The organism is Nocardia farcinica, from assembly GCF_001182745.1.
In the GTDB taxonomy this organism is placed as follows: Bacteria; Actinomycetota; Actinomycetes; order Mycobacteriales; family Mycobacteriaceae; genus Nocardia; species Nocardia farcinica.
On record NZ_LN868939.1, the window covers coordinates 1,216,867 to 1,243,831 of the forward strand.

31 protein-coding genes are annotated in these 26,965 nt (G+C 70.9%); 13 read left to right on the forward strand and 18 right to left on the reverse strand.

The genetic code is table 11. From position 1 onward, the window contains the following. The first annotated feature begins 3 nt into the window (after positions 1-3). The gene (locus tag AMO33_RS22615) at positions 4-1,152 is read left to right on the forward strand and encodes a Fic family protein (RefSeq protein WP_060594170.1); all 1,149 of its coding nucleotides are present in this window, start codon (positions 4-6) and stop codon (positions 1,150-1,152) included. A 1-nt stretch (position 1,153) separates the two neighbouring features. On the opposite strand, the gene AMO33_RS22620 is transcribed toward AMO33_RS22615, so the two are convergent. Next, the gene (locus AMO33_RS22620) at positions 1,154-2,380 is read right to left on the reverse strand and encodes an AI-2E family transporter (protein ID WP_240327290.1); all 1,227 of its coding nucleotides are present in this window, start codon (positions 2,378-2,380) and stop codon (positions 1,154-1,156) included. Between the two features lie 49 nt (positions 2,381-2,429). Then, on the reverse strand, positions 2,430-3,485 hold the full coding sequence (locus AMO33_RS22625; RefSeq protein WP_060594171.1) for an NAD(P)-dependent alcohol dehydrogenase: 1,056 nt from the start codon (positions 3,483-3,485) through the stop codon (positions 2,430-2,432). Between the two features lie 107 nt (positions 3,486-3,592). Here AMO33_RS22625 and AMO33_RS22630 point away from each other — a divergent pair, with 107 nt between their 5' ends. After that, positions 3,593-4,687 (forward strand): S1C family serine protease, encoded by a 1,095-nt coding sequence (locus AMO33_RS22630; RefSeq protein ID WP_060594172.1) that lies wholly within the window; start codon positions 3,593-3,595, stop codon positions 4,685-4,687. A gap of 3 nt (positions 4,688-4,690) precedes the next feature. Here the strand turns inward: AMO33_RS22630 and AMO33_RS22635 are convergent, their stop codons facing one another. From AMO33_RS22635 to AMO33_RS22645, 3 genes are all read right to left on the reverse strand, one after another. After that, a complete protein-coding gene (locus AMO33_RS22635; RefSeq protein WP_011211758.1) occupies positions 4,691-5,257 on the reverse strand; it encodes a vitamin K epoxide reductase family protein in 567 nt (188 codons plus the stop codon). After that, positions 5,254-6,000, reverse strand: coding sequence for a DsbA family protein (locus tag AMO33_RS22640; RefSeq protein WP_060594173.1), 747 nt, complete (start codon positions 5,998-6,000; stop codon positions 5,254-5,256). The genes AMO33_RS22635 and AMO33_RS22640 overlap by 4 nt, the downstream gene beginning before the upstream one ends. Positions 6,001-6,174: 174 nt before the next feature. Next, positions 6,175-6,750: a TetR-like C-terminal domain-containing protein gene (locus tag AMO33_RS22645; protein ID WP_060594174.1), complete on the reverse strand. Its 576-nt coding sequence runs from the start codon at positions 6,748-6,750 to the stop codon at positions 6,175-6,177. 94 nt (positions 6,751-6,844) lie between these two features. Here AMO33_RS22645 and AMO33_RS22650 point away from each other — a divergent pair, with 94 nt between their 5' ends. From AMO33_RS22650 to lexA, 4 genes are read left to right on the forward strand one after another with little or no spacing between them, the layout of a single operon-like run. After that, on the forward strand, positions 6,845-8,173 hold the full coding sequence (locus tag AMO33_RS22650; RefSeq protein ID WP_060594175.1) for a carboxylesterase family protein: 1,329 nt from the start codon (positions 6,845-6,847) through the stop codon (positions 8,171-8,173). Positions 8,174-8,196: 23 nt separating this feature from the next. Then, positions 8,197-9,330: an FAD-dependent oxidoreductase gene (locus AMO33_RS22655; protein ID WP_060594176.1), complete on the forward strand. Its 1,134-nt coding sequence runs from the start codon at positions 8,197-8,199 to the stop codon at positions 9,328-9,330. A 26-nt stretch (positions 9,331-9,356) separates the two neighbouring features. Then, entirely contained in the window at positions 9,357-10,175 is an 819-nt protein-coding gene (locus tag AMO33_RS22660) for an alpha/beta fold hydrolase (RefSeq protein ID WP_011211753.1), read from the forward strand. A 49-nt stretch (positions 10,176-10,224) separates the two neighbouring features. Then, positions 10,225-10,875, forward strand: coding sequence for a transcriptional repressor LexA (lexA, locus tag AMO33_RS22665; protein ID WP_060594177.1), 651 nt, complete (start codon positions 10,225-10,227; stop codon positions 10,873-10,875). Positions 10,876-10,879: 4 nt separating this feature from the next. Here the strand turns inward: lexA and AMO33_RS22670 are convergent, their stop codons facing one another. The 7 genes from AMO33_RS22670 to AMO33_RS22700 all read right to left on the reverse strand — a co-directional run bounded on the left by AMO33_RS22670 (position 10,880) and on the right by AMO33_RS22700 (position 17,144). After that, a complete protein-coding gene (locus AMO33_RS22670; protein ID WP_041560454.1) occupies positions 10,880-11,725 on the reverse strand; it encodes a polyphosphate kinase 2 family protein in 846 nt (281 codons plus the stop codon). Positions 11,726-11,746: 21 nt separating this feature from the next. Then, entirely contained in the window at positions 11,747-12,445 is a 699-nt protein-coding gene (locus AMO33_RS22675) for an ESX secretion-associated protein EspG (protein WP_011211750.1), read from the reverse strand. Next, positions 12,442-13,089 (reverse strand): hypothetical protein, encoded by a 648-nt coding sequence (locus AMO33_RS22680; RefSeq protein WP_240327292.1) that lies wholly within the window; start codon positions 13,087-13,089, stop codon positions 12,442-12,444. The genes AMO33_RS22675 and AMO33_RS22680 overlap by 4 nt, the downstream gene beginning before the upstream one ends. A 32-nt stretch (positions 13,090-13,121) precedes the next feature. Beyond that, complete coding sequence (locus tag AMO33_RS22685; protein ID WP_060594178.1) at positions 13,122-13,502, reverse strand: hypothetical protein; 381 nt, start codon at positions 13,500-13,502, stop codon at positions 13,122-13,124. A gap of 121 nt (positions 13,503-13,623) precedes the next feature. Further along, the gene (locus AMO33_RS22690) at positions 13,624-14,868 is read right to left on the reverse strand and encodes a saccharopine dehydrogenase family protein (RefSeq protein ID WP_060594179.1); all 1,245 of its coding nucleotides are present in this window, start codon (positions 14,866-14,868) and stop codon (positions 13,624-13,626) included. A 66-nt stretch (positions 14,869-14,934) separates the two neighbouring features. Then, positions 14,935-16,353, reverse strand: a complete 1,419-nt coding sequence (locus AMO33_RS22695; RefSeq protein WP_060594180.1) for an ABC1 kinase family protein — start codon at positions 16,351-16,353, stop codon at positions 14,935-14,937. A gap of 110 nt (positions 16,354-16,463) precedes the next feature. Continuing rightward, positions 16,464-17,144: a TetR/AcrR family transcriptional regulator gene (locus AMO33_RS22700; protein WP_011211745.1), complete on the reverse strand. Its 681-nt coding sequence runs from the start codon at positions 17,142-17,144 to the stop codon at positions 16,464-16,466. Between the two features lie 134 nt (positions 17,145-17,278). On the opposite strand from AMO33_RS22700, the gene AMO33_RS22705 reads away from it, so the two are divergent. The 5 genes from AMO33_RS22705 (at position 17,279) to AMO33_RS22725 (ending at position 21,286) form a co-directional block, all read left to right on the forward strand. Beyond that, positions 17,279-18,622 carry a DUF445 domain-containing protein gene (locus tag AMO33_RS22705; RefSeq protein WP_011211744.1) on the forward strand — a complete coding sequence of 448 codons (1,344 nt, stop codon included), beginning with the start codon at positions 17,279-17,281 and terminating at the stop codon, positions 18,620-18,622. A gap of 104 nt (positions 18,623-18,726) precedes the next feature. Beyond that, a complete protein-coding gene (locus AMO33_RS22710; protein ID WP_041560452.1) occupies positions 18,727-19,134 on the forward strand; it encodes a helix-turn-helix domain-containing protein in 408 nt (135 codons plus the stop codon). Beyond that, entirely contained in the window at positions 19,131-19,796 is a 666-nt protein-coding gene (locus AMO33_RS22715; RefSeq protein WP_011211742.1) for a hypothetical protein, read from the forward strand. Before AMO33_RS22710 ends, AMO33_RS22715 begins: the two co-directional genes overlap by 4 nt. An 82-nt stretch (positions 19,797-19,878) precedes the next feature. Then, positions 19,879-20,175, forward strand: a complete 297-nt coding sequence (locus AMO33_RS22720; RefSeq protein ID WP_041560451.1) for a DUF2516 family protein — start codon at positions 19,879-19,881, stop codon at positions 20,173-20,175. Between the two features lie 70 nt (positions 20,176-20,245). Beyond that, complete coding sequence (locus tag AMO33_RS22725) at positions 20,246-21,286, forward strand: alpha/beta fold hydrolase (RefSeq protein ID WP_060594181.1); 1,041 nt, start codon at positions 20,246-20,248, stop codon at positions 21,284-21,286. A 54-nt stretch (positions 21,287-21,340) separates the two neighbouring features. On the opposite strand, the gene purU is transcribed toward AMO33_RS22725, so the two are convergent. Together purU and AMO33_RS22735 are read right to left on the reverse strand one after the other, a co-directional pair. Further along, a complete protein-coding gene (gene purU, locus AMO33_RS22730; RefSeq protein WP_011211739.1) occupies positions 21,341-22,231 on the reverse strand; it encodes a formyltetrahydrofolate deformylase in 891 nt (296 codons plus the stop codon). 57 nt (positions 22,232-22,288) lie between these two features. Then, entirely contained in the window at positions 22,289-22,813 is a 525-nt protein-coding gene (locus AMO33_RS22735) for a GNAT family N-acetyltransferase (protein WP_041560450.1), read from the reverse strand. Between the two features lie 182 nt (positions 22,814-22,995). On the opposite strand from AMO33_RS22735, the gene deoC reads away from it, so the two are divergent. Then, entirely contained in the window at positions 22,996-23,664 is a 669-nt protein-coding gene (deoC, locus tag AMO33_RS22740) for a deoxyribose-phosphate aldolase (RefSeq protein ID WP_011211737.1), read from the forward strand. 10 nt (positions 23,665-23,674) lie between these two features. On the opposite strand, the gene AMO33_RS22745 is transcribed toward deoC, so the two are convergent. Continuing rightward, positions 23,675-24,397: an LmeA family phospholipid-binding protein gene (locus AMO33_RS22745; protein ID WP_060594183.1), complete on the reverse strand. Its 723-nt coding sequence runs from the start codon at positions 24,395-24,397 to the stop codon at positions 23,675-23,677. 99 nt (positions 24,398-24,496) lie between these two features. Between AMO33_RS22745 and AMO33_RS22750 the strand changes: the two genes are divergently transcribed. Next, the gene (locus AMO33_RS22750; protein WP_060594185.1) at positions 24,497-25,105 is read left to right on the forward strand and encodes a type IV toxin-antitoxin system AbiEi family antitoxin domain-containing protein; all 609 of its coding nucleotides are present in this window, start codon (positions 24,497-24,499) and stop codon (positions 25,103-25,105) included. Here the strand turns inward: AMO33_RS22750 and AMO33_RS22755 are convergent, their stop codons facing one another. From AMO33_RS22755 to AMO33_RS22765, 3 genes are read right to left on the reverse strand one after another with little or no spacing between them, the layout of a single operon-like run. Then, positions 25,106-25,903, reverse strand: a complete 798-nt coding sequence (locus AMO33_RS22755; RefSeq protein WP_011211734.1) for a hypothetical protein — start codon at positions 25,901-25,903, stop codon at positions 25,106-25,108. It lies immediately after the preceding gene. Further along, on the reverse strand, positions 25,873-26,394 hold the full coding sequence (locus AMO33_RS22760; protein ID WP_011211733.1) for a DUF2505 domain-containing protein: 522 nt from the start codon (positions 26,392-26,394) through the stop codon (positions 25,873-25,875). The genes AMO33_RS22755 and AMO33_RS22760 overlap by 31 nt, the downstream gene beginning before the upstream one ends. A 36-nt stretch (positions 26,395-26,430) precedes the next feature. Then, a complete protein-coding gene (locus AMO33_RS22765) occupies positions 26,431-26,916 on the reverse strand; it encodes a DUF2505 domain-containing protein (RefSeq protein ID WP_011211732.1) in 486 nt (161 codons plus the stop codon). Positions 26,917-26,965: the final 49 nt, after the last annotated feature.

Below are 26,965 nucleotides of genomic sequence, written 5' to 3' on the forward strand. Positions count from 1 at the left end.
CACTTGCGCCTCGACGACTTCACCGCAGGTCAGCGGTCACATGTGGTGCGGGCGGAAGGTGGCTACCGCGCGTTCGTACCGCCGCCCTTGCCGCCCGAGGTGGCACTGACGCCCGTGCTGGTGAAGAGGCTCTCGGCTGCCGACCGAGCCATCGGTGAGCTGGCCGGTCTCGGCCGCGGGTTGCCGAACCCGGATCTGTTCTGCCGAGCCCTTGTGCGGCGTGAGGCGGTGCTGTCCAGCCGGATCGAAGGAACCGTGGCGTCCCTGTCGGACCTGGCCTTGTTCGAAGCCGAGCAGCCGAGCAATCCGGTGGGTGACGTTCGCGAGGTGTTCAACTACATGGCGGCGATGGACCACGTGCTTGCTCCGGACCGCCGCCTGCCGTTGAGCCTGCCGTTGCTCCGTGAGGCGCACCGTATCCTGCTGTCCGGGGTCCGCGGCGATTTCGCGACTCCCGGTGAGTTTCGGCGCAGCCAGAACTGGATCGGACGGCCCGGGTCGGTGATCGACACCGCTACCTACGTTCCGCCGCCCCCGGATCAGATGTGGGACTGCCTCGATGCGCTGGAGAAGTACTTGCACGCGTCGGGTGACCTGCCCCCGTTGATGGCGATCGCCGCCGTGCATTACCAGTTCGAGGCCATCCATCCCTTCATCGACGGCAACGGTCGCATCGGGCGATTGCTCGCGGTGATGCTGCTGGTCGAGTGGGGTCTGCTGCCTGGCCCGATGCTCGACTTGTCCGCCTACATCGAACCACGTCGCGATCGTTACTACGACGGCTTGCTCAGAGTGTCCACCGAGGGTGATTGGGCACTCTGGTTCTCCTTCTTTCTCGAGGTGGTCGAGGAGCAGGCGCGCGACAGCCTCGCGCGAGCAGTTCGGTTGGACGAATTGCGTATTGAACTTCGACGTCGGGTGGCCACCGCGCGCTCCTCGGGGTTGCTTCCCGTTCTCGTCGACGAACTGTTCCGCTCCCCGGTTCTCGGTATCGGTACCGCGAAGAAAGTACTGGGCGTGACCCATCGCGCGGCAACGTTGAATCTCGAAAAACTGGTCGCCGCAGGCATGCTCGTCGAGGTCACCAGGGGACGTGCACGGCTGTTCATGGCGCCGGAAGTGGTGGCCGCGATGTCCGAGCCGGTGACCTGAGCTAGGTGGTGCGGCCGGGGGAGTCGGTGCCGGTGAAGCGGATGGTCAACTGGCGGGCCCAGTTCCGCGGCTTCTTCGGGCGTGGAGCGGGTGGGGGCGGGGTGGTGTCGAGGTCGGTGCGGACTTCATAGCGGCGGACGTAGGCGCCGGCGAAGGCCTGGACGGTGGCGGTGACGGGGATGGCGAGCAGGGCGCCGGTGGCGCCGAGCAGGGCGGCGCCGGCGAGTACCGCGCCGAACGCCACGGCGGGGTGCATGTCCAGGGTGGTGGCGGTGATGCGCGGTTGCAGCACGTAGTTCTCGAATTGCTGGTAGAGGACGATGAATCCGAGCAACCACAGCGCCGAGCCCGGATCGTGGACGAGGGCCACGACGATCGGGATCGCACCGGCGAGATAGGTGCCGACGGTCGGAATGAACTGGGACACCACGCCGACCCACAGCGCCAGCGCCAGCGCCGAGGGCACCCCGAGTACCCGCAACGCGGCGTAGTGGGCGATCGCCGAGCACAGCGCGAGCAGGCCGCGCGAGTAGATGTAGCCGCCGGTCTTCTCCACGGCGATGTCCCAGGCCCGCAGCACGTGTACCTGCCTGCGCGGCGGCAGCAGCGAGCAGACCGCGTTGCGGAAGCGCGGCCCGTCGGCGGCGAAGTAGAAGGTGAACAGCAGCACGCCGAGTGCCTGGAACAGCGCGCCGACCGCGGCCGTGCCGATGCCCCAGGCGTTTCCGGCGAAGCCGACGAGGTAGCCCTCGAGCTTGTCGCTCCATTCGGTGGCGTACTTCTCGATGTCCTCACCCGAGAGCTGGGTGCGGAAGGTCCGGTTGATCCAGTCGACCACCTGGTCGGCGTAGTCGGGTGCGTTCTGCACCAGCGTGGTCACCTGGTCGACCAGCAGCGCGCCGAGCGCGCCGAAGAACGCGACGACGACCGCCACCAGGCCCAGGAACACCAGCCCGGTCGCGGGCCCGCGCCGCATGCCGCGCGCGGCCAGCCAGTTCACCGCCGGCTCGATCGCGAAGGCCAAGAACAGCGAGATCATCAGCACGGTGAGCAGCCCTTGCAGGCGCTGCAACACCCAGAAGCCGAGCACCAGCCCGCTGACGGTCGCCGCCGCGAGCAGGAAGGCCCGCAGCAGCCACGGCGGCGGTCCCGCACTCAGTTCGGCGGTCACCACCGCTTCCTGCGGTGCGGGGGCGTTCTCCTCGGTCGATTCGTCGTCGGCGGCCACAGCACCAACGTAGCGACGCGGCCGCGCCCCCGCTCACACCGCGCCGCGGCTACATGGTGGCGGCGTCGATCACGAAGCGGTACCGCACGTCGCTGGCGACCACCCGGTCGTAGGCGTTGTCGATCTCGTCGGCGGAGATGAGCTCGATCTCGGCGCCGATACCGTGCTCGGCGCAGAAGTTCAGCATCTCCTGGGTCTGGGCGATGCCGCCGATCATCGAACCGGCCAGTGAGCGGCGGTAATTGGCGAGGGTGAAAGGCCGCACGCTGAGCGGGTTCTCGGGCAGGCCGAGGATCACCAGGGTGCCGTCCAGGCGCAGCAGGCGCATGTAGCTGTCGATGGGCAGGTCGGCCGAGACGGTGTTGATGATCAGGTCGAACCGGTTGCGCAGATCGCGGAAGGTCTGCTTGTCGCCGGTGGCGTAGTAGTGGTGCGCGCCGAAGCGCTTGCCGTCCTCCTGCTTGCTCAGCGAATGGCTGAGCACGGTGACCTCGGCGCCCATCGCGGCGGCCAGCTTCACGCCGATGTGGCCGAGCCCGCCCATCCCGACGATGGCGACGCGCTTGCCCGGCCCGGCCTGCCAGTGCCGCAGCGGCGAGAACAGCGTCACGCCCGCGCACAGCAGCGGCGCCGCGACGTCGAGGCCGATGCCCTCGGGGATGCGGACCACGAAGTTCTCGGTGACGACGACCTGGGTGGAGTAGCCGCCCAGGGTGTGCCCGCCGGGCTGCACCTCCTCGGGCACCGGGGTGTTGTAGGTCATGGTGGCGCCGCGCAGGCAGTACTGCTCCTCGTCGGCCAGGCACGGCGGGCACTGACCGCACGAGTCGACCATGCAGCCCACACCCACCCGGTCGCCGGGCCGGTATTTCGTGACCGCCGAGCCGACCGCGGCGACGAGGCCCGCGATCTCGTGGCCGGGCACGCACGGGTAGCGGGTCCCACCCCACTCGTCACGGGCGGTGTGGATGTCGGAGTGGCAGATGCCCGCGTACTTCACATCGATCAGCACGTCGTGCGGCCCGAGCTCCCTCCGGGCGATGGTGACCTTCTCGAAGGATCCGTCGGCGGCGGACACGGCATAGGCGGCGGCAGCGGTGCTCATGAATACATGCCTACCGTCGCATGCACCGGATTGCCAACCGATCGCCGTCCCCGGCCGCCACAATGGGATTCGTCACGGCCGTCGGGCCAGGTGAGGGTGGAGGGCGCATGCAGGACGAACCGCGCGGCAGCGGCGGCCGATGGTCCGCGCTGCTGGTGGCGGCCGTGCTCGCCCTGGCCGGGTTCCTCGGTTTCCGCGGTGAGCTGCCCGGATGGCCGCTCGGAGACACCGGGACCACGGCCGCGCCGACGGTCCGGCCGCCGAATCCGCCGCTCGACCAGGCTGCCGTCGCGGCCGAGGTGACGCCGGCGCTGGTGAACATCAGCACCCGGACCCGCCCGCTCGGCCAGGGCGCGGCCGGGACCGGCATCGTGCTGACCGCCGACGGGCAGGTGCTCACCAGCCATCACGTGGTGAAAGGCGCCGAGCAGGTCGTGGTCACCACGCAGGCGACCGGCGCCGAGTATCGCGCGACCGTGCTCGGCTACGACTCGACCGCCGACATCGCCCTGCTGTCGCTGCCGGGGGCGAACGGCCTGCCGACCGTCCGGCTGGGCAGTTCGTCGAGCGTGCGGGTGCGTGACGAGGTGCTGGCCCTGGGCAACGCCGGTGGCACCGGCGGCCCGCCGACCGCGACACCCGGCCTGGTCACCGCGCTCAACAGCACCATCGTGGCGCTCAACGCCGCGGATCTGTCGCGGAAGGCGTTGCGCGGGATGGTGGAGGTGGCCGCCCCGGTCAGCTCCGGGCAATCCGGGGGCGCACTGGTCGACTGGCAGGGCGCGGTCGTCGGCGTCGTCACCGCGTCGTCGGGGGAGACGGCGGCCGAACTGGAACGGCCGAACGGCTACGCGGTGCCCATCGACACCGCCATGCGAGTCGTGCGCCAGATCCGGTCCGGCATCCCCACCGACACCGTGCACATCGGCCCGACCGCGACCCTCGGCGTGCTCATCTCCGACGCCAGCCCCAGTGGCGCCCGCATCGACGTGGCCCTCTACGGCCTGCCCGCCTACGCCGCCGGTCTCGCCGACGGCGAGGTGATCGTCTCGATCGACGGCCGCCCGATCGGCTCGGCCCGAGTGCTGCGCACGGCCATCGACCGGCGCAGGCCGGGGGAGACCGTGCGCCTCGGCGTGCTCGGCGCCGACGGGGTGGAGCGCACGGTCACCGTGGAACTGGGCCTCGGCACGCCGAACTGAGCCTCACACCAGGCTCAGCCAGTAGTCCTGGAAGCGCAGGAACACCAGCAGCAGGACCACCGCGTAGAACAGGGCGACCAGGGTCCACCGCCATTCGGCCAGCACGCCGAGGGGGCCGCTCGCGCGGCCCCAGAGCTGGTCGGTGACGACGGCGAGCAGCGGGGTGATCACCGCCCAGACCACCATGCAGTACGGGCACAGCGCGTTGATCCGGTAGAGGCTCTGGAAGATCAGCCAGCACACGAAGACGGTGCCGAGCACCGCGCCCAGCCACAGCCCGCCCCAGATCCAGCGCGGCAGCGCGACCCCGGCGACCGCGAGCACGGCCAGCGTCACCACCACGGAGAAGCCCGCGATGCCCATCAGCGGGTTGGGGAAGCCGAACACCGCCGCCTGATCGGTGACCATCACCGAACCGCAGGACAGCACCGGGTTGAGGCTGCACGAGGGCCGGTAGTCGGGATCGAGGAACAGCTTGTACCGCTCGACGGTGAGGGTCACCGACGCGATCCAGCCCGCGAGGCCGCAGACCAGCAGCAGCCACGCGGACCTGGGCGGAGCCGCGATCACCGGCCCGCGGCCGCCGCGGCGATGGCCTGCTCGAGGCCGTTGGGCTGCACCTGCTGGCCGTTGACGAAGACCGTCGGGGTGGACTGCACGCCCTCACCGAACACGGCCTGGGTCTTCGACGTCACGTACTTGGCGTAGGTGCGGTCCTGGATGCAGCCCGCGACGGCGTCGGTGTAGCCGACCTCGCGGGCGATCTCGATCAGCTGGTCGTCGGTGTGACCGGCGCCGCCCTCGGCGGGCTGCTGGGCGAACATGGTCTTCAGCCAGGTCTGGAACTTGGCCGGGTCCTGCTCGGCCACGCAGTAGGCGGCGTTGGCGGCGCGGCTCGAGTACTCGTTGGTCGAGGCGCGGTCCAGGAAGGAGATCACGTTGTACTCCACGGCGGCGGTGCCGTTGTTCACCGCGTCCTCGAGCAGCTGCCCGTAGGTCGCTTCGAAGTTCTTGCACGCCGGGCACTGCAGGTCGGCCACCACCCGCACGGTGACGGTGGCGTCGGGCTTGCCGATGCGCACCGCGCCGCTGTCGGTGATCGAGCCGGTGACCGCGGCGCCGTTCTGGGCGGCGATGGCCGGTGTCGGGCCGGGATCGTCGCGCTCGGCCTTCTTGACCGCGATGCCGATGCCGATGGCGGCGACGAGGCCGATCAGCACGGCCGCCACGCCCGCCTGGATCGCGATCTTGCGCTTGCGGTCGGCGCGTTCCGCCTCCAGCAGCGGATTCCTCCGGCCCGGATTGTTGCTCACCGTGCGTTCACCACGCCTTTCCCTCGCCTGACGGTTCGACCTGCCGCCCCGATGGTAGTGGCGCGGGTGGGCGCCGGGCGGCCGGGCACGGCGCCCATCATCGCGGGTCAACCTGAGAGTTTCCGAAAATGTGGCGTCCGGCTCAGCGGACGCGTGCGAAATGTGGCGTCCGGCTCAGCGGACGCGTGCGCCGTCGAGCACCAGGCCGACGGCTTCGCGCGGCCAGGTCGCCGGGATTTCGCCGCCGAGGTGGGTCACTTGCAGGTGCACCAGGCCGCCGAGCGCGAGCATGATCAGTCGCGGGTCGGCGGTCGCGGCGAGTTCGCCCCGGGCGATGCCGCGCCGGACGATCTCCTCCGACGCCGAGAGCCGGCGCACCCAGAACTCCCGCCTGGCTTCGGCGACCTCGGGGTCGGCGCCGACGATGGCGGTGCCGCGGATCAGTGCCGCGCCCGACGGGGTCTCGGCGAAGCGGATCAGGTCGGCGAGGAAGGCTCCCAGGTCGGCGCGGGCGGAGCCGCTGTCGGCGATCGGGATCTCCGTGTCGATGCGCGAGAGCAGCGCGTCGAGCAGCAGTTTGGGCAGGGTTTTCCAGCGGCGGTAGATCGAGGTCTCGTGCACGCCGGCGTCGGCGGCGACATCGGCGACCCGCACCTGCTCGATACCGGCGGATTCGATGCGCGCCAGCGTCGCGTCGAGGACGGCGCGGCGCAGCCGCGCGCCGCGGAGCTGGGGGGTGGAGGACGTCATGCCCCAATTATCGCAAGACCTCTTGCGTTATTGCCCACGGGGTTCTAGCGTGAAGGGGTATCGCAAGTCGACTTGCGTTAGAGGCGGGAGTGGCATGGACAACGTGGTCGAAGCGCCCTCGGGAGGCTGGCGCGGCGTCGTCGCGGACGGCGTGCGGACGTTCCGGGGCATCAGGTACGCGCGGGCCGAACGGTTCGCCGCACCGGAGCCGGAGCCCGCGCACGACGGCGTGATCGACGCGAGCACCCGCGGGCCGAGCGCGCCCCAGCTGCCCTCCCGGCTGGAAGCGGTGATGGGTGCGCCCGCGCCGTTCGAGCAGTCCGAGGACTGCCTGCGGCTGACCGTCACCGCGCCGGTGCGGCCGGCGCCCGGTGGGGCCGCGGTGCTGGTCTGGCTGCACGGCGGCGCCTACCTCTCCGGCGGCGGCGAATGGAATCTCTACGACGCCGACCGGCTGGTGCGGGAGACGGGCATCGTCGTCGTCTCGGTGTCCTACCGGCTCGGTGTGCTGGGCTGGCTGCGCGCGGCGGGTGTGTCCGAGGGCAATCTCGGCCTGCTCGACCAGCTCGCCGCGCTGGGGTGGGTGCGCGAGAACATCCGCGCCTTCGGCGGCGATCCCGCGCGGGTCACCGTGGCGGGCCAGTCGGCGGGCGGTCAATGCGTGGCGGCGATGGTCGGTATGCCGCGGGCGCGCGGTCTGTTCGCGCAGGCGATCGTGCAGAGCGCGCCCTTCGGTATCGGATTCCACGACGTCGCCGCGGCCGAGCGTGCCGCCGCCGTGTTCCTGGCCGAACTCGGCACCGATCCGCGCACCGCACCGGTGCCGGAACTGCTTGCCGCCCAAGCCCGCACCGCGATCCGCCGGGCCGGACCGGGCGGCCTGAACGCCGCGCCGCCGTTCCTGCCCGTCGAGGAGACCGACGTCCTGCCGGGGCCCGCGCAATGGGCGGCCGCGGTGCGCGCCGCCCCCGTCCCGGCCCTGGTGGGCTGCACGGCCGCGGAGATGCGCGCGTTCTTCGGCGGGCCGCACCCGGTGTTCGGGCGGGTCCGGCGGATATCGGTCGCCGGACCGCGCGTGGTGACGCTGGCCGAACGGGCGGTCGGCCGAAAGGCCTTCGCGGACGGTGTGTTCCGCTTCGCCGACCTGCTCACCGACGCGGGTGCGGTGGCGCGCTGCTACCGCGTCGGCGCACTGCATCCCGGCAGTCCGCTCGGCGCCTGCCACTGCATCGAACTGCCCCTGCTGTTCGGCGACCCCGACGACTGGCGCGCCGCCCCGATGGTGCGCCCGACGACCCCGGCCGAGCTCGACGAGCTGGGTGCCCGTACCCGGCGCAGCTGGGGCGAATTCGTGCGCACCGGCGCCGTCGCCGACTGGCCGGCCCACCGGCACGGATCACGTGCCGTTCGACAGCTCCCCTGAGCGAAGGCAGAAAGGAACCGGCCGTGAACCGACGGCATGCGGACGTGATCGGCGGCGGTATCGGCGGGCTCAGCGCGGCGACCGCACTGGCCCTGGCGGGCTGGCGGGTCCGGTTGCACGAACGGCAGCCCGCCATTCGCGCCGTCGGCGCGGGAATCTACGTGTGGGACAACGGGTTGTCCGCCCTGGCGGCCATCGACGCCTACGACGAGGCCACCGCGGGCGCGCACATCGGTCCGGCGGTGGAGGCCCGCTCCCGCAGCGGCCGCACCCTCTACCGGATCGACATCAACGGTCCCGGCGGGCCCCGCTGCTACACCCTGCTGCGCGACCGGCTGATCGCCGCGCTGGTGCGGGCCGCCGAACGGGCGGGCGTGGACCTGATCACCGAATCCCGCGCCGTCGCCGCCACACCCGACGGCACCGTCACCTTCGACGACGGCCGCACCAGCACCGCGGACCTGGTCGTGGCCGCCGACGGCGTGCACTCCCGGCTGCGTGACGGGCTCGGCCTGACCCACCGCCGGGTGCGCATGCGCCAGGGCGCGGCCCGGCTCATGGTGCCCGCCGGGGACTACCTGCCCGCCGACGACCTGCCCAAGCACCTGGAGTACTTCCAGGGCCGACGCCGGCTGCTCTACACCCCCTGCACCCCCGAGCACGTCTACCTGGCGCTCGTCTCCGACGCCGACGATCCCGCCACCACCGGCACCCGCCTCGACCTCGCGTCCTGGCGGCGCAGCTTCCCCGGACTGGGGGACCTGCTGGACAGCACCGACGGCATCCCGATCCGCTGGGACACCTTCGAGTTCATCCGCCTGCGGTCGTGGTCGTGCGGGCGGGTGGCGTTCCTCGGCGACGCGGCGCACGCCCAGCCGCCCTACCTCGGACAGGGCGGCGGCACCGCGATGACCAACGCCGTCTCCCTCGCCGCCACCCTCGCCCGGCCCGGCCTCGACCTCCCCGCGGCGCTGACCACCTGGGAACGCGAGCAGCGTCCCGGCGTGGAACGCACCCAGCGCACCTCCTACCGGATGCGCCTGCTCAACACCGTGCCCGACGCGGTGCGCGACCCGCTGATGGGGCTGCTCGGCCGCACCTCCGGCTTCGCCGACACCCAGTTGGCCGCCACCCGCCTGCGTCCGGCCTCGTCCTGACGCATCCCGAGAAACAGGAGAACACCATGCTCAACACCTATCGGATCAACGGCGTCGAGATCGGCTTCGACGATCAGGGATATGCCCCGGATCGCCCGGCCATCGTGCTGCTGCCCGGCTGGGGCCACGACCACCGCGCCTTCGACCGCATGCTGCCGCATCTGCGCCCGCACCACCGGGTGATCCGGGTGTGCTGGCGCGGCCACGGCATCGACCGCACCCTCGTCGGCGATTTCGGTGTCGCCGAACAGGTCTCCGACACCATCGGCCTGCTCGACGCTCTGGAGGTCGAGCGTTTCGTGCCGCTCTCACACGCGCACGGCGGGTGGGCGGCCATGGACATCGCCGACACCCTCGGCGCCGACCGCGTGCCCGCGCTGCTGCTGATGGACCTGATCATGACCCCGCCGCCGCCGGAATTCGCCGCCGGCCTGCGCGCGCTGCAGGACGAGCGGACCTGGCGGGCCGCCCAGCGCGGCCTGCTCGACAGCTGGCTGGCAGGCAGCACCGACCAGGCCGTGCTCGACCACGTGCGCTACGAGGCGGGCGGTCACGGCTTCGACATGTGGGCCCGCTCCGGCCGCGTCATCGAAACCGCCTACGCCACCTGGGGTTCCCCGATGGGCCGGCTGGACAAGTTCACCGAACCGCGCCCCGTCCGCCACGTCTACTCCCACCCCAAGTCGGCCGAGTACGACGCCGTGCACGCCGAATTCCGCCGCACCCACCCCTGGTTCAGCTACACCCGCCTCGACGGCCACACCCACTTCCCGGGCATCGAACTCCCCGAGCGCGTCACCACCGAACTGTTCGACCTCATCGGCACCCAGACACCCGCGACCTGACCGGCCGCTGACTCGTGCCGGTCCACCGCACCCGCCTAACATCTCCCGGGTGACCGACTACGACTTCGAGCATCTCGACACCTCGGCGCTGCCGGTGCGGCAGCGGCGGATCCTGGAGGTCATCCGGGACTGGGTGGTCGAGCACGGGTACGCGCCGAGCACCCGGCAGATCGGTGCGGCGGTCGGTCTGCGCTCGATGTCGTCGGTCGCCCGGCATCTGCGCAGCCTCGAGGAGCGCGGGTTCCTGCGGCGGGGGGAGGGGGTGGTGCGGCCGATCGATGTGCGGCTGTTCCTGCACGGCACGGCCGCCGCGGCGCCCAGCGGGGACGCGGTGACCGTGCCGGTGGTGGGCGACATCGCCGCGGGCGCACCGATCCTGGCCGAGGAACACACCGACGACCTGCTCACCCTGCCGCGCGAACTGGTCGGCCGCGGCACCGTGTTCGCGCTGCGCGTGCGCGGCGACTCCATGATCGACGCCGCCATCTGCGACGGCGACACCGTCGTGGTGCGCAGCCAGCGGGAGGCGAACTCGGGCGACATCGTGGCCGCCATGATCGGCGAGGAGGCCACCGTCAAGGTCTTTCGCCGCCGCAACGGCCACGTCCTGCTGGAACCCCGCAACCCCGCCTACGAGGTGATCGACGGCGACGAGGCGGTCATCCTCGGCAAGGTCGTCTCGGTTCTGCGCCGGATCTGAATCCTCACGCCCGGTCGAGGCGGCGCAGTTGTTCGGCGACGTCGAACTGGGCGGGCGGCCAGTCCAGCTGGAACGTGGACAGTGCGTCGATGAGCAGTTCGGTGACGGCGAGGCGGGCGTACCACTTGCGGTCGGCGGGGATGACGTACCAGGGGGCGTGGCCGGTGTGGGTGCGGTCCAGCATCGCCTGGTAGGCCTCCTGGTAGGCGGGCCAGTAGGCGCGTTCGTCGATGTCGGCGGGATTGAACTTCCAATACTTGTCCGGGCGTTCGAGACGTTCGCGCAGCCGCCGCTTCTGCTCGTCGAGCGAGACGAACATCGCCACCTTCACCAGGGTGATGCCCTCGTCGGTGAGCTCGCGCTCGAAGTGGTTGATCTCGTCGTAGCGCGGCTCCCACTCCGCGCGCGGCACCAGGTCGTGCACCCGCACCACGAGCACGTCCTCGTAGTGCGAGCGGTCGAAGACCCCGAGCTGACCGCCGCGCGGCAACGCCTTGCGGATGCGCCAGAGGTAGTGGTGGCGCTTCTCTTCCGGCGTCGGCACGCCGAAGGCGGCGTGGTCGACGCCCTGCGGGTCGACCGAGCCGATCACGTGCCGCACGATGCCGCCCTTGCCCGCGGTGTCCATGCCCTGCAACACCAGCAGCACGCTGCGCTTGTCGCCGGATCGGCCGTTGGCGTAGAGCTTCTCCTGCAGGTCCGACAGCACCGCGGTGCGTTCGGTCAGCAGGTCCTGCCCCTGGGTCTTGTCACCGTCGAAGCCGGGCGTGGCCGAGGTGTCCAGGTCGGCGATCCGCACGCCGTCGGCACGCAACGCCTCGGTCGCGGGGATGGTCCAGTTCTGCGCCATCGTCCACAACTACCACGGTGGTCAGCGAATCTGCGCCAGACGCAGCAGATGCACGGCGAAGTCCTCGTCCGAGGCGGGCGCCAGAACCAGATCGTGGGCGGTGGTGAGCAGGTAGCGTCCGTCGCCGCTGACGTCGAGCCAGCTGCGGTGCCGGGTCGGCGGCGACATCGGGTTCTCCGGGTCCACGGTCACCGTGATGAACCCGCGGCCGTCGAGCGGTTTGCGCAGCGTCTGCCGGAACCGTTCGGCGCCGTCGTCGCCGCCGCTCGGTTCGCCGAGCACGCGGTCCTGGGGTTCGCGCAGCGGTCCGAGCCGCCCGGGCCGGGCCGAGCCGATCACCTGCACCAGCCGGGCGCCGACGGTGCGGGCGTGGCACATCAGCACGGTCATCTTCTCCGGGGTGGCCACCAGGATGCTCGCGTGATGGTGCACGACGGCGGCGAAGGCGAGCACCCGGTCGCCGGTGCCGTTGTCGGTGCGATACCGCTCCCCGGACACGGTGATGGTGGTGGCGTCGGTGCGCGCGCACAGCATCAGCGCGGCGGCCAGGTCCGGATCGGCCTGCCGGGCGAAGCGTTGGTGCAGGCGCAGCGCCTCGTACTCGGATTCGGTGCGCACCAGCGAGGCGGGCACCATGTTCACCGGGTACGGCCGCCGATCCAAGTTGGTTTCGCTTTCCCAGACATGGGTGAACTCGTCCGGGGTGAGGACCCATCTCACCGTGCGCCGCTCCCACCCGTCGGGCCTGTCCCGGGCGGTGTGAACCGGGGCACGCTGTCGCCGGTGGCGGGCATGGTGGGGGTGTAGACGTAGGTCATGATGTCGCGCACGTCGGCCTCGAGCTCGGCCGCGGCGCGGTCGTGTTCCATCCGGCGGCGGCCGCCGTGCACCGCCTCGGCGACCGGGTCGGGCAGCGGCAGATAGTGCGGCGGCGCGGGGACCGCGGCCCGGATCGTCTGGGCCACATCACGGTTGAGCTCCATCAGGCGCTGCACGGCGCGGCACACGTCGTGCGCGTCCATGCCGAGGGTGACGAAGGAGCGGGTGGCCTGGGCGGCCGCCTCGCCGGAACGGCCCGACCAGCGGGCGAATTCACGGGCGGTGGCGTCGGCGAAGGACTGGAACGCCGCACCGATCGTGTCCGCGCCGGTCCGCCACGCCTCGGCGGTCTCCCCGAGCGCGGCGGGATCGAGCGCCTCGCGCACCCGCTCCCAGATCTCGGCGTGGGTGTAGGCGGCGAAGCGTTCCCGCTCCGGCGCGTAGGCGGGATCGGTTCCGGCGCCGGAGGTTTCGGCGGCGTTCGCGAGCGCGCGTCCGCGCGCCAGCATCTCCTCGGCGGCGGCCCTGGCCGCGGCGTCCACCACGGTTCACCGCACCCGGAGCGCGGCGACGGCGCTCATCGCTGATCCAGGTAGTCGGCGACGGCGTGCAGCGCGGCGCGGTGGGCGGCTTCGGCCTCGGCGAGCCGGTGCCCCGCGGCGAGGTAGGCGGCCTTGAACAGCAGCGCCGTCTCCTGGAACGCCGCCACCGTGGCGCGCAACTGCCCGCCCTTGGCGGCGAAGCCGGCGGCCAGCGCGCGGCCGGTCGGCAGCTCGGGGAACCCGCTCACCGCGGCGGCGGCCTCGCTCGCGGTCAGCGCCGCGCCCAGGTCCTCGACCAGCTTGTCGCAGGCGGCGGCCAGATTCACCGCGACGTCCTCGGCGAGTTCGAAACGCTCGTCCACCGCCGCCGCGTACAGCCCCCTGGCCACGCCCTGACCGGTATCCGGTACCGCCACGGGCTCACCCCCCTTGCGCTCGGTCCACTCACCGCCCTACCGATCCGCACTCTAGCGGCAGGTCAGGGCGACGCGGATCGGCTTGGGGCCCAACTGTGACGGGCCGCACGTGCCGACCGGGTCAGGCGCGCGCCACCTCGATCGTCATGCCCGCGGCCCGCAGCCGCTCGGTGAGCGCGTCGCCCATGGCGGCCGCGGGGGTGAGAATGCCCGCCCGCTCGGGCAATTCGTCGAAGGCCAGGCAGAGTCCGGACTGGCCGAGCATCACCGCGGTGGCCTGGTAGCCGGGATCGCCCTTGCCCGCGAAGGTCGCCACGTACTTGGCGCCGGAGGTGGTGCGCGCGAAGGTCTTCATGGTGAACCAGCCCGAGCGCCTGCTCTCCTCGCTGGGGCCGGTGCCCGGCTTGGGCAGCACCGTGTCCAGCAGCTTGCGGCCCGCCCGCGCCCGCGAGAGCACCGCGCCCGCGGCCAGGCCCGCCACGATGCCGCCGCTCATGACGGTCGCGATCACCGGGGACAGCCGCGAGGACCCCGCGCTCATCACCTCGCGGTACCGGAAGTTCTTGCCGTACACCCAGCCGAGCAGGCCGTTGGTGCGGCGGACGATCTTGGTGTTGTGCGCGGCCATCACGAAGGTGCCGACCCAGCCGTCCAGGCTCGGGTCGATGTTGCTCGCCCGCTCCAGCGCCTGATCGGACTGCCGACCCACGTCGGGATCCATCGACTTGTCCGGGCTCAGCGAGTACGGGTGCGCGAGCACCGCGGCCTTGGACGAATCCGCGGCCACCGCCTCCATCATGGCCCGGCCGGAATCGATGGTGCCGCCGCTGACGCCGCCCTTGAGCGAAGCGACCAACGTGACGTCGGTCAGCTCACCGGTGTTGTCCGCCACCGAACTCCGGTAGAGCTGGTAGACGCTCAGGTCGGAGGGCACCGAGTCGTAACCGCAGGAGTTGACGATCTTCGCGCCGGTCTCGACGGCCCGGTCGTGATGGGCGTCGATGGCCTCCCGGATGAACAGCGGCTCACCGGTGAGATCGGCGTAGTGCGTGCCCGCTTCGGCGCAGGCGCGCACCAGCGGCATGCCGTAGCGCAGGTAGGGGCCCACCGTGGTGATCACGGCCGTGGTGCGGGCGGCCAGCGCGTCGAGCGCGGCCTGGTCGGTGGAATCGGCGACGACGAGTTCCCAGTTCGCCGCGCGCGGGCCCAGTTCCTCGCGCACCTTCGCCAGCTTGTCGGCCGAGCGCCCGGCCAGCGCGATCCGCGCGCCCTCGGGTGCGGCGTCGAGCAGGTATTCGGCGGTGAGCTTGCCGACGAAGCCGGTCGCGCCGAACACGGTGAGATCGAAATCGCGGGTGTCTGTCATGTGGTCCGTCACTCCTGAGCGTCACGACCGGTGGCCGGGACGGTGGTAGTCGATGCGGTGCGGGATTCAGCGCCGGGTGGCGGTCTTCTTGCGGGCGCGGGCGGGTTTGGGCGGTGTGCGCTGCGCCAGCCACTGCCGGTGCGCGCGGCCCAGCTCGGTGACGGGGTCCTCGTCGTAGAGCCATTCCCGCGCGATGCGATGCCAGTTCGCGGTGGTGTGCAGCTGGCCGAGCATGCCGAAGGTGAGGAAGTCCGCGCGCCGGGAGAACAGGTGCTCCGGGGGCAGATTCTGCTGCTTCATCCCGGCGAACTCGCTCGCGCGCGGGTCGACCGCGAGCAGGAACGCGCCGCTGGCCAGCTCCGGGGTGATGGTGAGTTCCTCGTCCACCAGACACCATTCGGACGCGGCCAGCACGTACTCGAGGCACTCCTCGGCACCGATCTCCTCCGGCGAATCGATGACACCGCGCTGGATCATCAACTGCCGCAGATCTTCGGCGCGTTCCTCGGCCGCCGCGCGCAGGCAGGTGATCTCGAAACGCACGTGTGCCGGGTCCATCCGGTTGAACAGGCCGAAGTCGAGGAAGCCGACCCGGCCGTCGTCGAGCAGCAGCACATTGCCCGGATGCGGGTCACCGCAGAACTCGGCGAACTCGAACAGCGACCCGACATAGAAGCGGTAGATGATCTCGCCGATGCGGTTGCGGTCGGCGTCGGGCAGGCCGCGGATCTCGTCGAAACCGCGGCCGGGCAGATACTCCGAGACCAGCACCCGGGTGGTGCTCAGCTCGAGCAGCGTGCCGGGCACCACGATGAACGGATGGTCGGCGTAGAGCTCGGCCAGCTCGGCCTGGGTCTGCGCCTCGGCGCGGTAGTCGAGTTCGCTTTCGATGTTGAGGCGTAGCTCGTCGAGCACCGCGGGGGTCACCCACGGCATCGCCGATTGCAGCACCTTGCGGAACATCGTCAGGTTCTTCAGGTCCGCGCGCACGGCGGCGTCGATGCCCGGATACTGCACCTTCACCGCGACCACCCGGCCGTCGTGCAGCCGAGCGCGGTAGACCTGCCCGATCGAGGCCGCCGCGATCGGCTCCGGCTCGAACTCGGCGAACACCGCGTCCAGCGGGGCGCCGAAATCCTCCTCGACCACCCGGCGCATGCCCTCGAAGGGCACCGTCGGCGCGGCGTTGCGCAGGACGGCCAACCGTTGCTGGAAGCGTTCGCGATGGGCTTCGGGCACCAGGTCCAGGTCGAGCACCGACATCATCTGGCCCAGCTTCATCGCCACGCCCTTCATGGTGCCCAGCACCGCGACCACCTGCTCGGTGGTGCGGATCATGGACTCCTCGGCCATCTTCGCGCGCACCGCCTCCGAGCGTCCGCGCATGGACAACCGGGTGCGCTGGGTGCGCAGCACCGATCCGGCCGCGACCGCGCCCAATTTGGTTCCGCGAGCAAGCCGCGAGGTCGGCACTTGCTTCGCCATCGAGGTACCTCCATCGGTGCCGACGCGATCCACGGTGATCCGGTCCGCCCCCCGGGCGCACCACCCGCGTTCAGACTAACCGCCGACAGCGCGATGTCGACCCGGGCCGGTCAGGCGGGCGACTCGGTCTCCGGGGTGGGCAGCACGTGCTGCTGGGTGTTGAAGATCTCCCGCGAGCCGCCGGCGCGGGCCATGCCCTCGATCGCGCTCCAGACCATCATCGTCAGGTAGTCGATGACCTCTTCGCGATCCATCGACTTGTCCGTGGTCCACCAGTGCGTGGCCAGCTGGATACCGCCGACCAGCACATACGACCACAGCTGGGAGCCCTTGGTGTCGATGCCGCGCGAGCCGGCGCGGTCGATGATCACCGCCGAGACGACATCGGCGAACAGCTTCTCGAACTCCGCCAGCGAGGAGGCGTCCGAACCGTTGCCCATGATGAACCGGTAGACCTCGGGGTCCTCGTCGACGGTGACGACGTAGGCGGCCAGCGCCGAGCGGGTCAGCTGGAACTCGTCGGCGTCGACGCTGATGGCGCCGTAGACCCGGGGCATCAGGGTCGTCTCGATGAAGCGCTGCATGGTCGCGTGGACCAGGTCGTGCTTGTCGGCGAAGTACCGGTAGAGGACGGTCTTGGAGACGCCGATCTGGGCGGCGATCTCGTCCATGCCCGCGGTGGCGCCGCGCGTGCGGACAGCCGCCAAAGTGCCGTCGACGAGTTCTTCGCGCCGGTCGATCTTGTGCTGGCGCCAGCGGCGTTTGCGGCCGTCCACCCGGCCGGTGCGCACCGCAGCCGGTCGCTCGGCGCGCTCACCGATGTCGACAAGGTCTTCGGTGGACAGGGCAGGCTCCTTGGTCGTTGGGGTGGGGGGTCGTGTCGGGTGGGTCGGCCTACAGCTTATGGCACAGCAGAATGGAGGACATGGAGAAAGCTCCCGGCAACCTCACCGCCCCCGAGATCGCGGCGCCGCCCGCGCCGGCGGTGACCCCCGCCGCGCCGACGGGATTCTTCGTCGACGAGACGGCCAAGCGCCGTGACCTGCGCAAGATGAAGACGCTGGCGACCGGCCTGCTCGCCGCGGCGACGGCGATCTACCTGCTGTGCCGCTGGCTGGAGTCGCGCGGCGGCGGCGGTGAGTGGGTCGGCTACGTGCGCGCCGCCGCCGAGGCGGGCATGGTCGGCGCGCTGGCGGACTGGTTCGCGGTCACGGCGTTGTTCCGGCATCCGCTCGGCCTGCCGATCCCGCACACCGCCATCATCCGGAAGAAGAAGGATCAGCTCGGCGCCAGTCTCGGCAGCTTCGTCGGCACCAACTTCCTCGCACCGGAGGTGGTGTCGGCGAAGGTGAACTCGGCCGAGGTGTCGTTGCGCGTCGGCCGCTGGATGGCCGATCCGGGGCACGCGGCGCGGGTGGCGCAGGAGAGTTCGACGATCCTGCGCGCCGTGGTCGGGGTGCTGCGCGACGAGGACGTCGAGCAGATCATCGACAACACGATCGTCAAGCGCATCGCCGAGCCGCTGTGGGGTCCGCCGATCGGTCGGGTGCTCGCGGAACTGATCGCCGACAACCGCCAGCTGGCGTTGCTGGACCTGCTTGCCGAACGCGCGCACCAGTGGGCGCTGGGCAGCCAGGAAATCGTCGACAAGGTGGTCATGGAGCAGGCACCGCAGTGGGCGCCGAAATTCGTCAACATTCTGTTGTCGGAAAAGATCTATCGGGAATTGGTCGAATTCACCTGGAAGGTGCGCTCCGACCCCGAGCACGAGGTGCGCCTGGCCGCCAACCGGTTCCTCGAGGAATTCGCCCGCGACCTGCAATTCGACGACGCGATGATCAAGAAGGCCGAGCGGGTCAAGGCGCAGGTGATGGGCCGCGAGGAGATCACCGGCCTGGCCGAGGCCACCTGGCGGGCGGCCAAGCGGCTGATCCTGGAATCGGCCGACGACCCGAACAGCACGTTGCGGCGTAAGGTCGGTGAGAACGTCCAGCAACTGGGCGAGCGCTTGCGCGACGACGCCGAGATGCGCGCCAAGGTCGACGGCTGGATCGATCGCGGCGTGCGCTATCTGGTCGCCAACTACGCGGGGGAGATCACCACGCTGGTCACCGACACGGTCGCCAAGTGGGACGCCGAGGAGGCGAGCAAGAAGATCGAATTGCAGGTGGGACGGGATCTGCAGTTCATCAGGATCAACGGCACGGTGGTCGGCGCGCTGGCCGGGCTGGTGATCTACACCGTCTCGCATTTGTTGTTCCCCGGCTGAGCCGGCGCGGGCGGTAGCCCCCCGGAATTTCTGCTAACACAGTGCTTGCAAGAGCTAGCACCCTGACCTAGACTCGTTCTCGTACAACCGCCAGAAGGTGAGTGATGGCTGACCATCCCGAGGGCCGCGTGGCGAACGCGGCGCACGACATCGGAGGTTTCATCAGGGCACAGCGGGAAGCTGCGCAAGTCTCGTTGCGTCAACTCGCCGCCCTGGCGGGGGTGAGCAATCCGTATCTCAGCCAGATCGAGCGGGGATTGCGCAACCCGTCCGCGGAGGTACTCGCGCAGATCGCGAAAGCGCTGCGGGTGTCCTCGGAGGTCTTGTACGTACGGGCCGGCTATCTCGAGCAGCGGCCGCACGGTCCGGTCCGGGACGCCCTGCTTGCCGACACCTCCATCACGGAGCGGCAGAAGCAGGTGCTGCTGGACATCTACGAATCGTTCCGTCGAGAAAACGGCGAGAACGAGACAACCGACACTCCGCCACGCCAGGAGAGCGAACAACCATGACCGAGAAGACCGCCACCGTCACCAAGCCTCTGCTCGCCGCGGTCGGCGCCGGGGACGCCGTTTACACGGCGGCCCTCGACGTCGTCACCCAGGTGCGCGAGAAGGCCACCACCACCGACGTCTCCGGCCGGGTCGAGGAGGCGCGCGAGCGCTTCGCTCACGTGCCCGCCGATGTGCAGGCCCAGTTCGAGTCGCTGCGCGAGCGGCTGGCCGGCCTGCCCACCGAGCTGCCGGACGAGCTCGCCGAGCTGCGCGAGAAGTTCACCGCCGAGGAACTGCGCAAGCTGGCCGAGGAGTACTACGCCAAGGTGCTCGACCTCTACTCCGACCTCGCCGTGCGCGGTGAGGAGACCGTGGAGCGGCTGCGTGCCAACCACCTGGTCGAGGATCAGATCGAGCGCGTGGAGAGCCTCTACAAGGACGCCGCCTCGCGCGCCGAGGAGGTCGTCGGCCGGGTGAACGGCCTGCTGGGCCGTCCGGCCAAGGCGGAGGAGAGCGCTCCCGAGGCCACCGCCACCGCGGCGCCGGTCGTCGACGCCGAGGTCGTCGAGGTGACCACCGAGACCACCCCCGCCCCGGCCAAGAAGGCCGCCCCCGCCGCCAAGAAGGCGCCGGCCAAGAAGGCCGCCCCGGCGAAGAAGGCCGCCCCGAAGAACGTCTGATCGCGTCCGGCAGCCCGGACCGGGTTTTCCGACCGCCCTCGCGCACGCTGCTGCGCGGGGGCGGTTTTCGTATCATGGGGGAGTGCAAACGGTGAACGGGTTGACCGGCCTGATTCTGCTCGTGCTGTGGCTCGCCGCGCTCGGCGCGACGATCTTCGCGCTGATCCACGCCATCCGGCAGCGCCCGGACGCGTTCACCGCTGTTGACAAGCAGACCAAACCCATCTGGCTGGCGATCCTGGGTGTCGCCGTGCTGTTGTTGCTGCTCTCGGCGGGTGGTCTCGGCCTGCTGGCCTTCGTCTCGATCATCGCGACCGGCATCTACCTGGCCGATGTGCGACCGAAGGTGGACGAGGTGCAGCGCGGACCGCGCTGGTAGCGCGCGCAGGCACTGGAATCTCCCGCGCATCGGCGTTACTGTATCTAGCAGTAACACAAAGGAGTGTCCGATGCGTGCACAGCTGCCTGCCGTCCTGGCGCAGCTCCCGGCCAAGATCGCGGAGCTGCTCACCGCGCACCGCGCGAACCTGCGGGCGCGCACCTACCCGACCACGGCGCTGAATCCGCCCACCGCCCAGCGCGAGGTCATCCCCGTGACCCGCCCGGACGGCGCCCGGCTGCGCGTGCACGCCTACGGTCCCGCGGGCGCGCCGACCATCGTGCTCGTGCACGGCTGGACCTGCGCCATCGAATACTGGAACCCGCAGATCAACGCCTTCGCCGGGGACTACCGGGTGGTCGCCTACGACCAGCGCGGCCACGGCGAGAGCGAACGCGGCACCGCGCCCCTGACGATGGACCTGCTCGCCGACGACCTCGCGGCCGTGCTCGACGCCGCGGTGCCCGCGGGGGAGAAGGCGGTCCTCGTCGGGCACAGCCTCGGCGGCATGACCCTGCAGGCCTGGGCGGCGCGCAACCCCGGCGAGGTCACCCGCCGCGCGCACGCGGTGCTGCTCACCAATACCGCCCCGCACGGCCTGGTCGACACCACCACGGTGGTGCCGTTCTTCAACCGGCCGATGCGGTTCAAGCGCACCGGTGTGTCGCTGCCGCTGGCCGTCGGCAAGGTCGGCCTCGGCACCCCGATCGTCTTCCCGCCCGTGCGGCCGGTGCGCTGGCTGTTCGCCCGCCAGGTGATGTGCCTGGCCTGCGACAGCGACCGGGTCGACTTCGGCATGGCGATCGTGCGCTCGTGCCCGGCCGCGGTGCGCGCGGAGTTCGGCAAGCTGCTCGCGGTGATGGACCTCGGCGAGGCGGCCCGCAACCTGGTGGTGCCCACCACCGTGCTGGCCGGGTCGTTCGACGATTTGACGCCGCCGGTGCACTCCGAACTGATCGCCGAGATGCTCGAGTCGGTGGGCAGCCTGGACCGCTACGCGGTGTTCGAGACCGGCCACCTGGGCAACGTCGAGATGTTCGAGCGATTCAACGACGAACTGGCGCGCGTGCTGGACTCGGTGCACAGCAGGCGCGCCGAAGCCGTCGGCTGAGGTTGTCGCAGCCGTCGGCTGAGGTTGTCGCAGCCGTCGGCTGAGGCTGTCTCTTCAGGAGAAGACCACGGTGCGGCGGCCGTGCACCAGCACCCGCCCCTCCAGATGCCAGCGCAGGCCACGGGCCAGTACCACCCGCTCGATGTCGCGGCCCTGCCGCACCATGTCGCGCACCTGGTCGGCGTGGTCGATGCGGATCACGTCCTGCTCGATGATCGGCCCGGCGTCCAGTTCGGGCGTCACGTAGTGGCAGGTGGCCCCGATCAGCTTCACTCCGCGGGCGAACGCCTGGTGGTAGGGCCTGGCCCCGACGAACGAGGGCAGGAAGCTGTGGTGGATGTTGATGGCGCGGCCGGCCCAGTGCTCGCACAGCTGCGGCGGCAGCACCTGCATGAACCGGGCCAGCACCACCGCGTGCGGATCGTGCGCGTCGACCAGTTCCCGCACCTGCTCGAAGGCCGGACCGCGCTCGGCGGGGTCCTTCGGGAAGGGCACGTGGTGGAACTTCACCCCGTGCGCCTCGGTCATCGCGGCCAGATCGGGATGGTTGCCGATCACCGCCTCGATGGTGGCGGGCAGTTCCCCCGAGGCGGCCCGGCCCAGCAGGTCGTGCAGGCAGTGCCCGTCGCGGCTGACCAACAGCACCGCGCGCCTGCGCGCGCCGGAGTCGTGCACCTGCCATTCGGTCTCCGGGCTGAGCTCGGCGGCCACCTCGGCGAAGCGCTCGCGCAGCTCGTCGAGCTCGAAGGGCACCGTCGCGGCCTTGATCGCCTGGCGGGTGAAGAACCAGCCGGTGTCCTCGTCGGAGTGGTACCCGGCCTCGGAGATCGACCCGCCGAATTCGGCGATGAAGGACGTGATCCTGGCGATGATGCCCGGACGGTCCGGGCATCCCAGGGTGAGCACGTAGCGACGATCTTCCTGACTGGGCACGGCGGGACTCATGAGCCCATTCTCACAGGCCACCGCCGCGCACCGGCCGGGTGCCCGGGCCCGTGCCGCTCACAATTCGTAAAAGGGCTCCGCATAATGGAATTCGCCGGCGATCTGCGGCTCGAAGGCGGTCAGCGGCCGCACCTGGAAGTGCGAGGCCCATTCGGGCTCGTCCGGCGCGATGCCCAGTCGCGCCGCCGGCACGAAGCCGAAGCGGGGGTAGTACTCCAGGCTGCCCAGCAAACCGATCAGCGACTCGTCCAGCGCGTCGGCGGCGCCGAGCGCGGCGTGCATGAGCGCCGAGCCGACCCCGCGGCCCTGGTGGTCGGCGCGCACGCCGAGCGGGCCGAGGCCGAGGGCGGGGAACGGGCCGACCGCGGCCCTGGTGAGGCAGACGTGGCCGACCACGTCGTCGTGTTCCACCGCGACCAGGGAGAGCGTCGCGATCCAGCCGGGGTCGCGGCGCAGCCGCTCGACCAGCGCCACTTCGGGCGGTTCCGGCAGGTTCGCGGACCCGGGGGCCGTGGCGAAGGCGCTGCGATGCACCTGCGCGATGGCGGCGGCATCCGCGGCGCGTTCGCGTCGGATCAGCACGGTGTCGTCTCCTCCCGAACGAAGTTGGCCATGCACGCGAAACCACCGATGCGTATGCAGTCTGCGGGACGCACCACCGGCCTGGCAACGCAATTCGGTGGTGTGCCGCGCTTCACGTGCGGTGTGCCGAGCTTCGCATACGGCGTGCCGGACCGCGCAGACGGTGTGCCAGACTGCGCAGCATGGCAGAAACCGCGTTGCCGACCAGGGCCGAGGTGGCCGCTCGCATCGACCACACGCTGCTGGCGCCCGAGGCCACCGACGACGACGTCGCCGCGCTGGTGGCCGAGGCGCGCGACCTCGGCGTGTACGCCGTCTGCGTCTCGCCGTCGATGCTGCCGGTGCGCGCGCCCGGACTGGTCGTGGCCACCGTCGCGGGATTCCCCTCGGGCAAACATCATTCGCTGGTCAAGGGGGCCGAGGCGCGGCTGGCGGTGGACCAGGGCGCGGCCGAGGTCGACATGGTGATCGACGTGGGCGCCGCCCGCGCGGGCGAATACAGCGCGGTGCTCGCCGACATCGTGACCGTGCGCGAGGCGATCTCGGATCGCGCGGTGCTCAAGGTGATCATCGAATCGGCGGCGCTGTCGGACGAGGCGATCGTGGAGGTCTGCCGCGTCGCCGAACGCGCGGGCGCCGATTTCGTCAAGACCTCGACCGGTTTTCATCCCGCGGGCGGGGCGAGCGTGCACGCGGTGCGGCTGATGGCCGAGACGGTGGGCGGCAGGCTCGGCATCAAGGCCAGCGGTGGCATCCGCACCGCGGCGGCGGCCGCCGAACTGCTCGCGGCGGGCGCCACCCGGCTCGGGCTGTCCAAGTCGGCGGCGGTGCTGGACGGTTTCCCCTCCTGACCGCATCCACTCAGCAGCGGACGTCGCTGCTGCCGGTGCTCTGGAGTTCGGTGCGACCACCGGCCAGGTGCACGTCGATCCCGTTGTCGGTGACCTCGATCTCGGTGGCGCGCAAGCCCATCGGATAGCTCTGCAGGCTCTCGGTGAAGACGTCGACGATGCCCGCGACCAGGTCGGTCGGCAAGCCGATGCCCAGTACCTCGGCGGACATGGTCTGCACGTCCACCGCGCCGTCGCGCACCTGCGGGCGGACCTGGAGCTGGGCCAGGCCGCCGAGCACGTCGAGGGTGATGACGTCCGACGCCGCCGACGACCGCACCCCGCTGACCATGCCGGCCAGGGTCTGCTCGATGCCGTCGTTGCTCCAGGTGACATCGGCCTCGGAGCTGCCCACCGTGCCGCCCTTGCCGTTGTCGGCGACCTCCACGTCGCGGAAGGTGGCGTGCACGTTCATGCCGACGGCGGGGCCGAACTTGTCGTCCTTGCTGTCCACGGTCACCGAGGAGACCTTGCCGTCCAGCCAGGTGATCAGCAGCGGCTTGGCGCCGAACCCGACGTCGATCTTCGAGCCCATCTCCTGCTCGAACTGGCTGCTGATGCACTTGGAGACCGCGTGGCGGGCGTATGCCTCACCGGCGACCAGCGCCGTGACCAGCAGCGTGGCGACGACAGCCAGCGCGATCACCAGGGTGCGCCTGCTGACGCGCGGTGCGGCGGGGGGTGAGGTAGTCATGACGGAGATTCTTCCGCACGTTTCTGTGGCGGCTCTGAGGTCGGGGTGAGGGATGCGAATGTGACATGTGACACAGAATTCCAGCGTAGCCTGAGTGTCATGGCTGGTGAGGCGCGGGGCAGCGCACCCGGATCCGTCGATCGACGGTGGCGGGTGCTGCGGCGACTCGCCGGTCGACACGCCGGATTCTTCACCACCCGGCAGGTGCTGCGCGCCGGATGTGAGGCGCGGGTCCGCGCCGCCCTCGCCGAAGGGACGGTCCGGCGCGCGGGCGTCGGCATCCTGCGCCTGTCCGAATGGCCGGAAGGCCCGCTCGACGAGTACGCGATGTGGTCGGCCTGGTTCGACGGCGCGGTCGCCGTCTCCCACCACAGCGCGGCCGATCTGCACGGGCTCGGCCGGCTGCGCCCCCGGTTCCTGCACCTGTCGGTGGGCGCGGGCCGGCCGCCGGTGACGCCGCGGCTGGTGGTGCTGCGCCGCGCCCTGCCCGCCGCCGATCTGGAGTCGGCGGGCGCGTTCCTGGTCACCACCCCGGTGCGCACCGTCGTCGATCTCGCCGAGACCGACATCGGCCAGGCCGCCCTCGACGAGGTGGTTCGCGACGCCGTCGTCATCGGGCGCTGCACCCACGACGAGATCGCCACCGCCGCAAGCACTCTCGAGCTCCGCTCGGCCGCCCGTGTGCGCCGTGCGCTGGACGGGGTGTGATCAGCGCGGCGCCACCGCCGACCACGGCACCGACAGCACGTTGTCGCGCATCCGCCTGCGGTACTCGCGCACCGGAAAACCCTGATCCCGCAACAATTCCGCGGCCGCGCGCCAGCGCACTCGCGGGCCGAACGGCGCCATCGGCGCCGCGCGCGACCAGGCCCGGTCGGCGGCGGCGAGCAGGGCGTGCACCTGCTCGCCCGCCACGTTGCGGTGGATCAGCGCCTTGGGCAGCCGCTCGGCCAGATCCGACGGTCTGGCCACGGTGAACGGATCCCAGGCCAGCGTCAGCGACAGCGGGCCGTCGCGGTCGAGCAACACCCAGGCACAGCGACGGCCGAGTTCGTCGCAGGTGCCGTCCACCAGCAGCCCGCCCGGCGCGAGATTGGCCGTCACCGTCGCCCACGCGCCGGCCACCTCGGCCTCCGGGTACTGGCGCAACACGTTGAACGCGCGCACCAGCACCGGCCGCAGCCCGGCCAGCTCGAAACCGCCGCGCGCGAACGAGACTCCGTCCCGGCCCGGCACCACCCGTGCCGGATCGATCTCCAGGCCGACCAGCCGCACGTCGGACCGCACCGCGCGCAACCGGCCGGCGAGCTCGAAGGTGGTCCAGGGGCTCGCGCCGTACCCGAGATCGACCACCAGCGGGTCCGCGGCGGCGAGCAGGGTCGCGCGCACGAGGTCGTCGTGCACGAGCCAGCGATCGCTGCGTCGCAGCCGGTTGATGCCGGTGGTGCCGCGGGTGATGGTGCCTATCGGAGGGGTCAGCCGGCCGGCTTGCGCTCGTCCAGCCACCGCACGGTCTCCTCGGCTTCCCCGCGGAACAGGTCGACCAGATTCACCAGCATCAGTTGTTCCAGCCGGGGACCCACCATCGGGATGTAGACCTTGGCTTCCGAGGAGAACCGCATGGTGCAGCCGGTCTCGGTGGGGAACAGTTTGATCGTGCCGCCCAGGCTGCCGGGGCCGGCCGGGATCGAGGCCGAGTACTTGCCCACCGACTCCGCGGCGTCGAAGGGGCCCCAGCTCTCCTTGCGGGTGATGACCATGTCCTTGCGCATCACCGTCTGCGCGATCTCCGGCAGCATCTCGCGCGGCAGGATGTGACGCAGCTCGACCCGGATGCCCGATTCGTCGACGTCGAGGCTGACCACTTCGTTGCCGGGGGTCAGCTCGCGCATCTTCTCCACCCGCGCCTCCCAGTAGTCCCGGGAGGACAGGGCCTCATACAACTCCGCGGTGGTGTGCAAGGGGTAGCGGGCGGAGTAGTCCAGACGACGTGCCATGGGTCTTAACGTTAGGGGGTGCCTTTTTCGCCCGGGCTAGCGCCCGGCGAGCCAGGTGTTGGTGAACTCCTCCTCGGCGCGCAGCAGCTCGAGCAGGTGTTCGTTGATGGCGGCTTCGATCTTGCCGCCGAACAGCGGGACCTTGACCTCGATGGTGCCGTCCACCACGGCCGTGGCCGAGGTGTCGTCGCCGGAGAGGGCCACCGCGCCGCTCATCTGGGCGGGGGCGTTCTCCACGCGGGCCTCGAACGCGCCGGTGGTGCCGGTCCAGGTCTCGGTGCGGGGGATGATCAGGTCGCCGGGCCGCACGGCGGTGACGGCGGGCGGCAGCAGTTCGGCGGCGATGGCCTGCACCATGTGGATGCGGGCGGTATCGCCCTCGACGGTGACCGATTCCAGGCGCGCGTTGGGACCGCCGACCTCGGCGATACGGTCCTTCCAGTACTGCTCGTCGGAGAAGGCCGCGCGCACGGCGGAGACGGGATGGGTGTAGCGGGCCGTGAACGCCAAGGGTGTCGCCATGACTGGACACGCTACCGTCTGGGGCGTGCGAATTTCACGGGTGGTGCCG

Bases quoted from the DNA above. Each gene is read 5' to 3' on its own strand.
- AMO33_RS22625 (WP_060594171.1), bottom strand. From the start codon at position 3,485: ATGAGCACCGCTGCCGCCGCCTATGCCGTGTCCGCCGCCGACGGATCC.
- AMO33_RS22650 (WP_060594175.1), top strand. From the start codon at position 6,845: ATGGACAACGTGGTCGAAGCGCCCTCGGGAGGCTGGCGCGGCGTCGTC.
- AMO33_RS22760 (WP_011211733.1), bottom strand. From the start codon at position 26,394: ATGGCACGTCGTCTGGACTACTCCGCCCGCTACCCCTTGCACACCACC.
- purU (WP_011211739.1), bottom strand. From the start codon at position 22,231: ATGAGTCCCGCCGTGCCCAGTCAGGAAGATCGTCGCTACGTGCTCACC.
- AMO33_RS22695 (WP_060594180.1), bottom strand. From the start codon at position 16,353: ATGGCGAAGCAAGTGCCGACCTCGCGGCTTGCTCGCGGAACCAAATTG.
- AMO33_RS22670 (WP_041560454.1), bottom strand. From the start codon at position 11,725: ATGGCGCAGAACTGGACCATCCCCGCGACCGAGGCGTTGCGTGCCGAC.
- AMO33_RS22645 (WP_060594174.1), bottom strand. From the start codon at position 6,750: ATGACGTCCTCCACCCCCCAGCTCCGCGGCGCGCGGCTGCGCCGCGCC.
- AMO33_RS22630 (WP_060594172.1), top strand. From the start codon at position 3,593: ATGCAGGACGAACCGCGCGGCAGCGGCGGCCGATGGTCCGCGCTGCTG.
- AMO33_RS22725 (WP_060594181.1), top strand. From the start codon at position 20,246: ATGCGTGCACAGCTGCCTGCCGTCCTGGCGCAGCTCCCGGCCAAGATC.
- AMO33_RS22660 (WP_011211753.1), top strand. From the start codon at position 9,357: ATGCTCAACACCTATCGGATCAACGGCGTCGAGATCGGCTTCGACGAT.
- AMO33_RS22765 (WP_011211732.1), bottom strand. From the start codon at position 26,916: ATGGCGACACCCTTGGCGTTCACGGCCCGCTACACCCATCCCGTCTCC.
- AMO33_RS22745 (WP_060594183.1), bottom strand. From the start codon at position 24,397: ATGACTACCTCACCCCCCGCCGCACCGCGCGTCAGCAGGCGCACCCTG.
- AMO33_RS22750 (WP_060594185.1), top strand. From the start codon at position 24,497: ATGGCTGGTGAGGCGCGGGGCAGCGCACCCGGATCCGTCGATCGACGG.
- AMO33_RS22690 (WP_060594179.1), bottom strand. From the start codon at position 14,868: ATGACAGACACCCGCGATTTCGATCTCACCGTGTTCGGCGCGACCGGC.
- deoC (WP_011211737.1), top strand. From the start codon at position 22,996: ATGGCAGAAACCGCGTTGCCGACCAGGGCCGAGGTGGCCGCTCGCATC.
- AMO33_RS22715 (WP_011211742.1), top strand. From the start codon at position 19,131: ATGACCGAGAAGACCGCCACCGTCACCAAGCCTCTGCTCGCCGCGGTC.
- AMO33_RS22710 (WP_041560452.1), top strand. From the start codon at position 18,727: ATGGCTGACCATCCCGAGGGCCGCGTGGCGAACGCGGCGCACGACATC.
- AMO33_RS22705 (WP_011211744.1), top strand. From the start codon at position 17,279: ATGGAGAAAGCTCCCGGCAACCTCACCGCCCCCGAGATCGCGGCGCCG.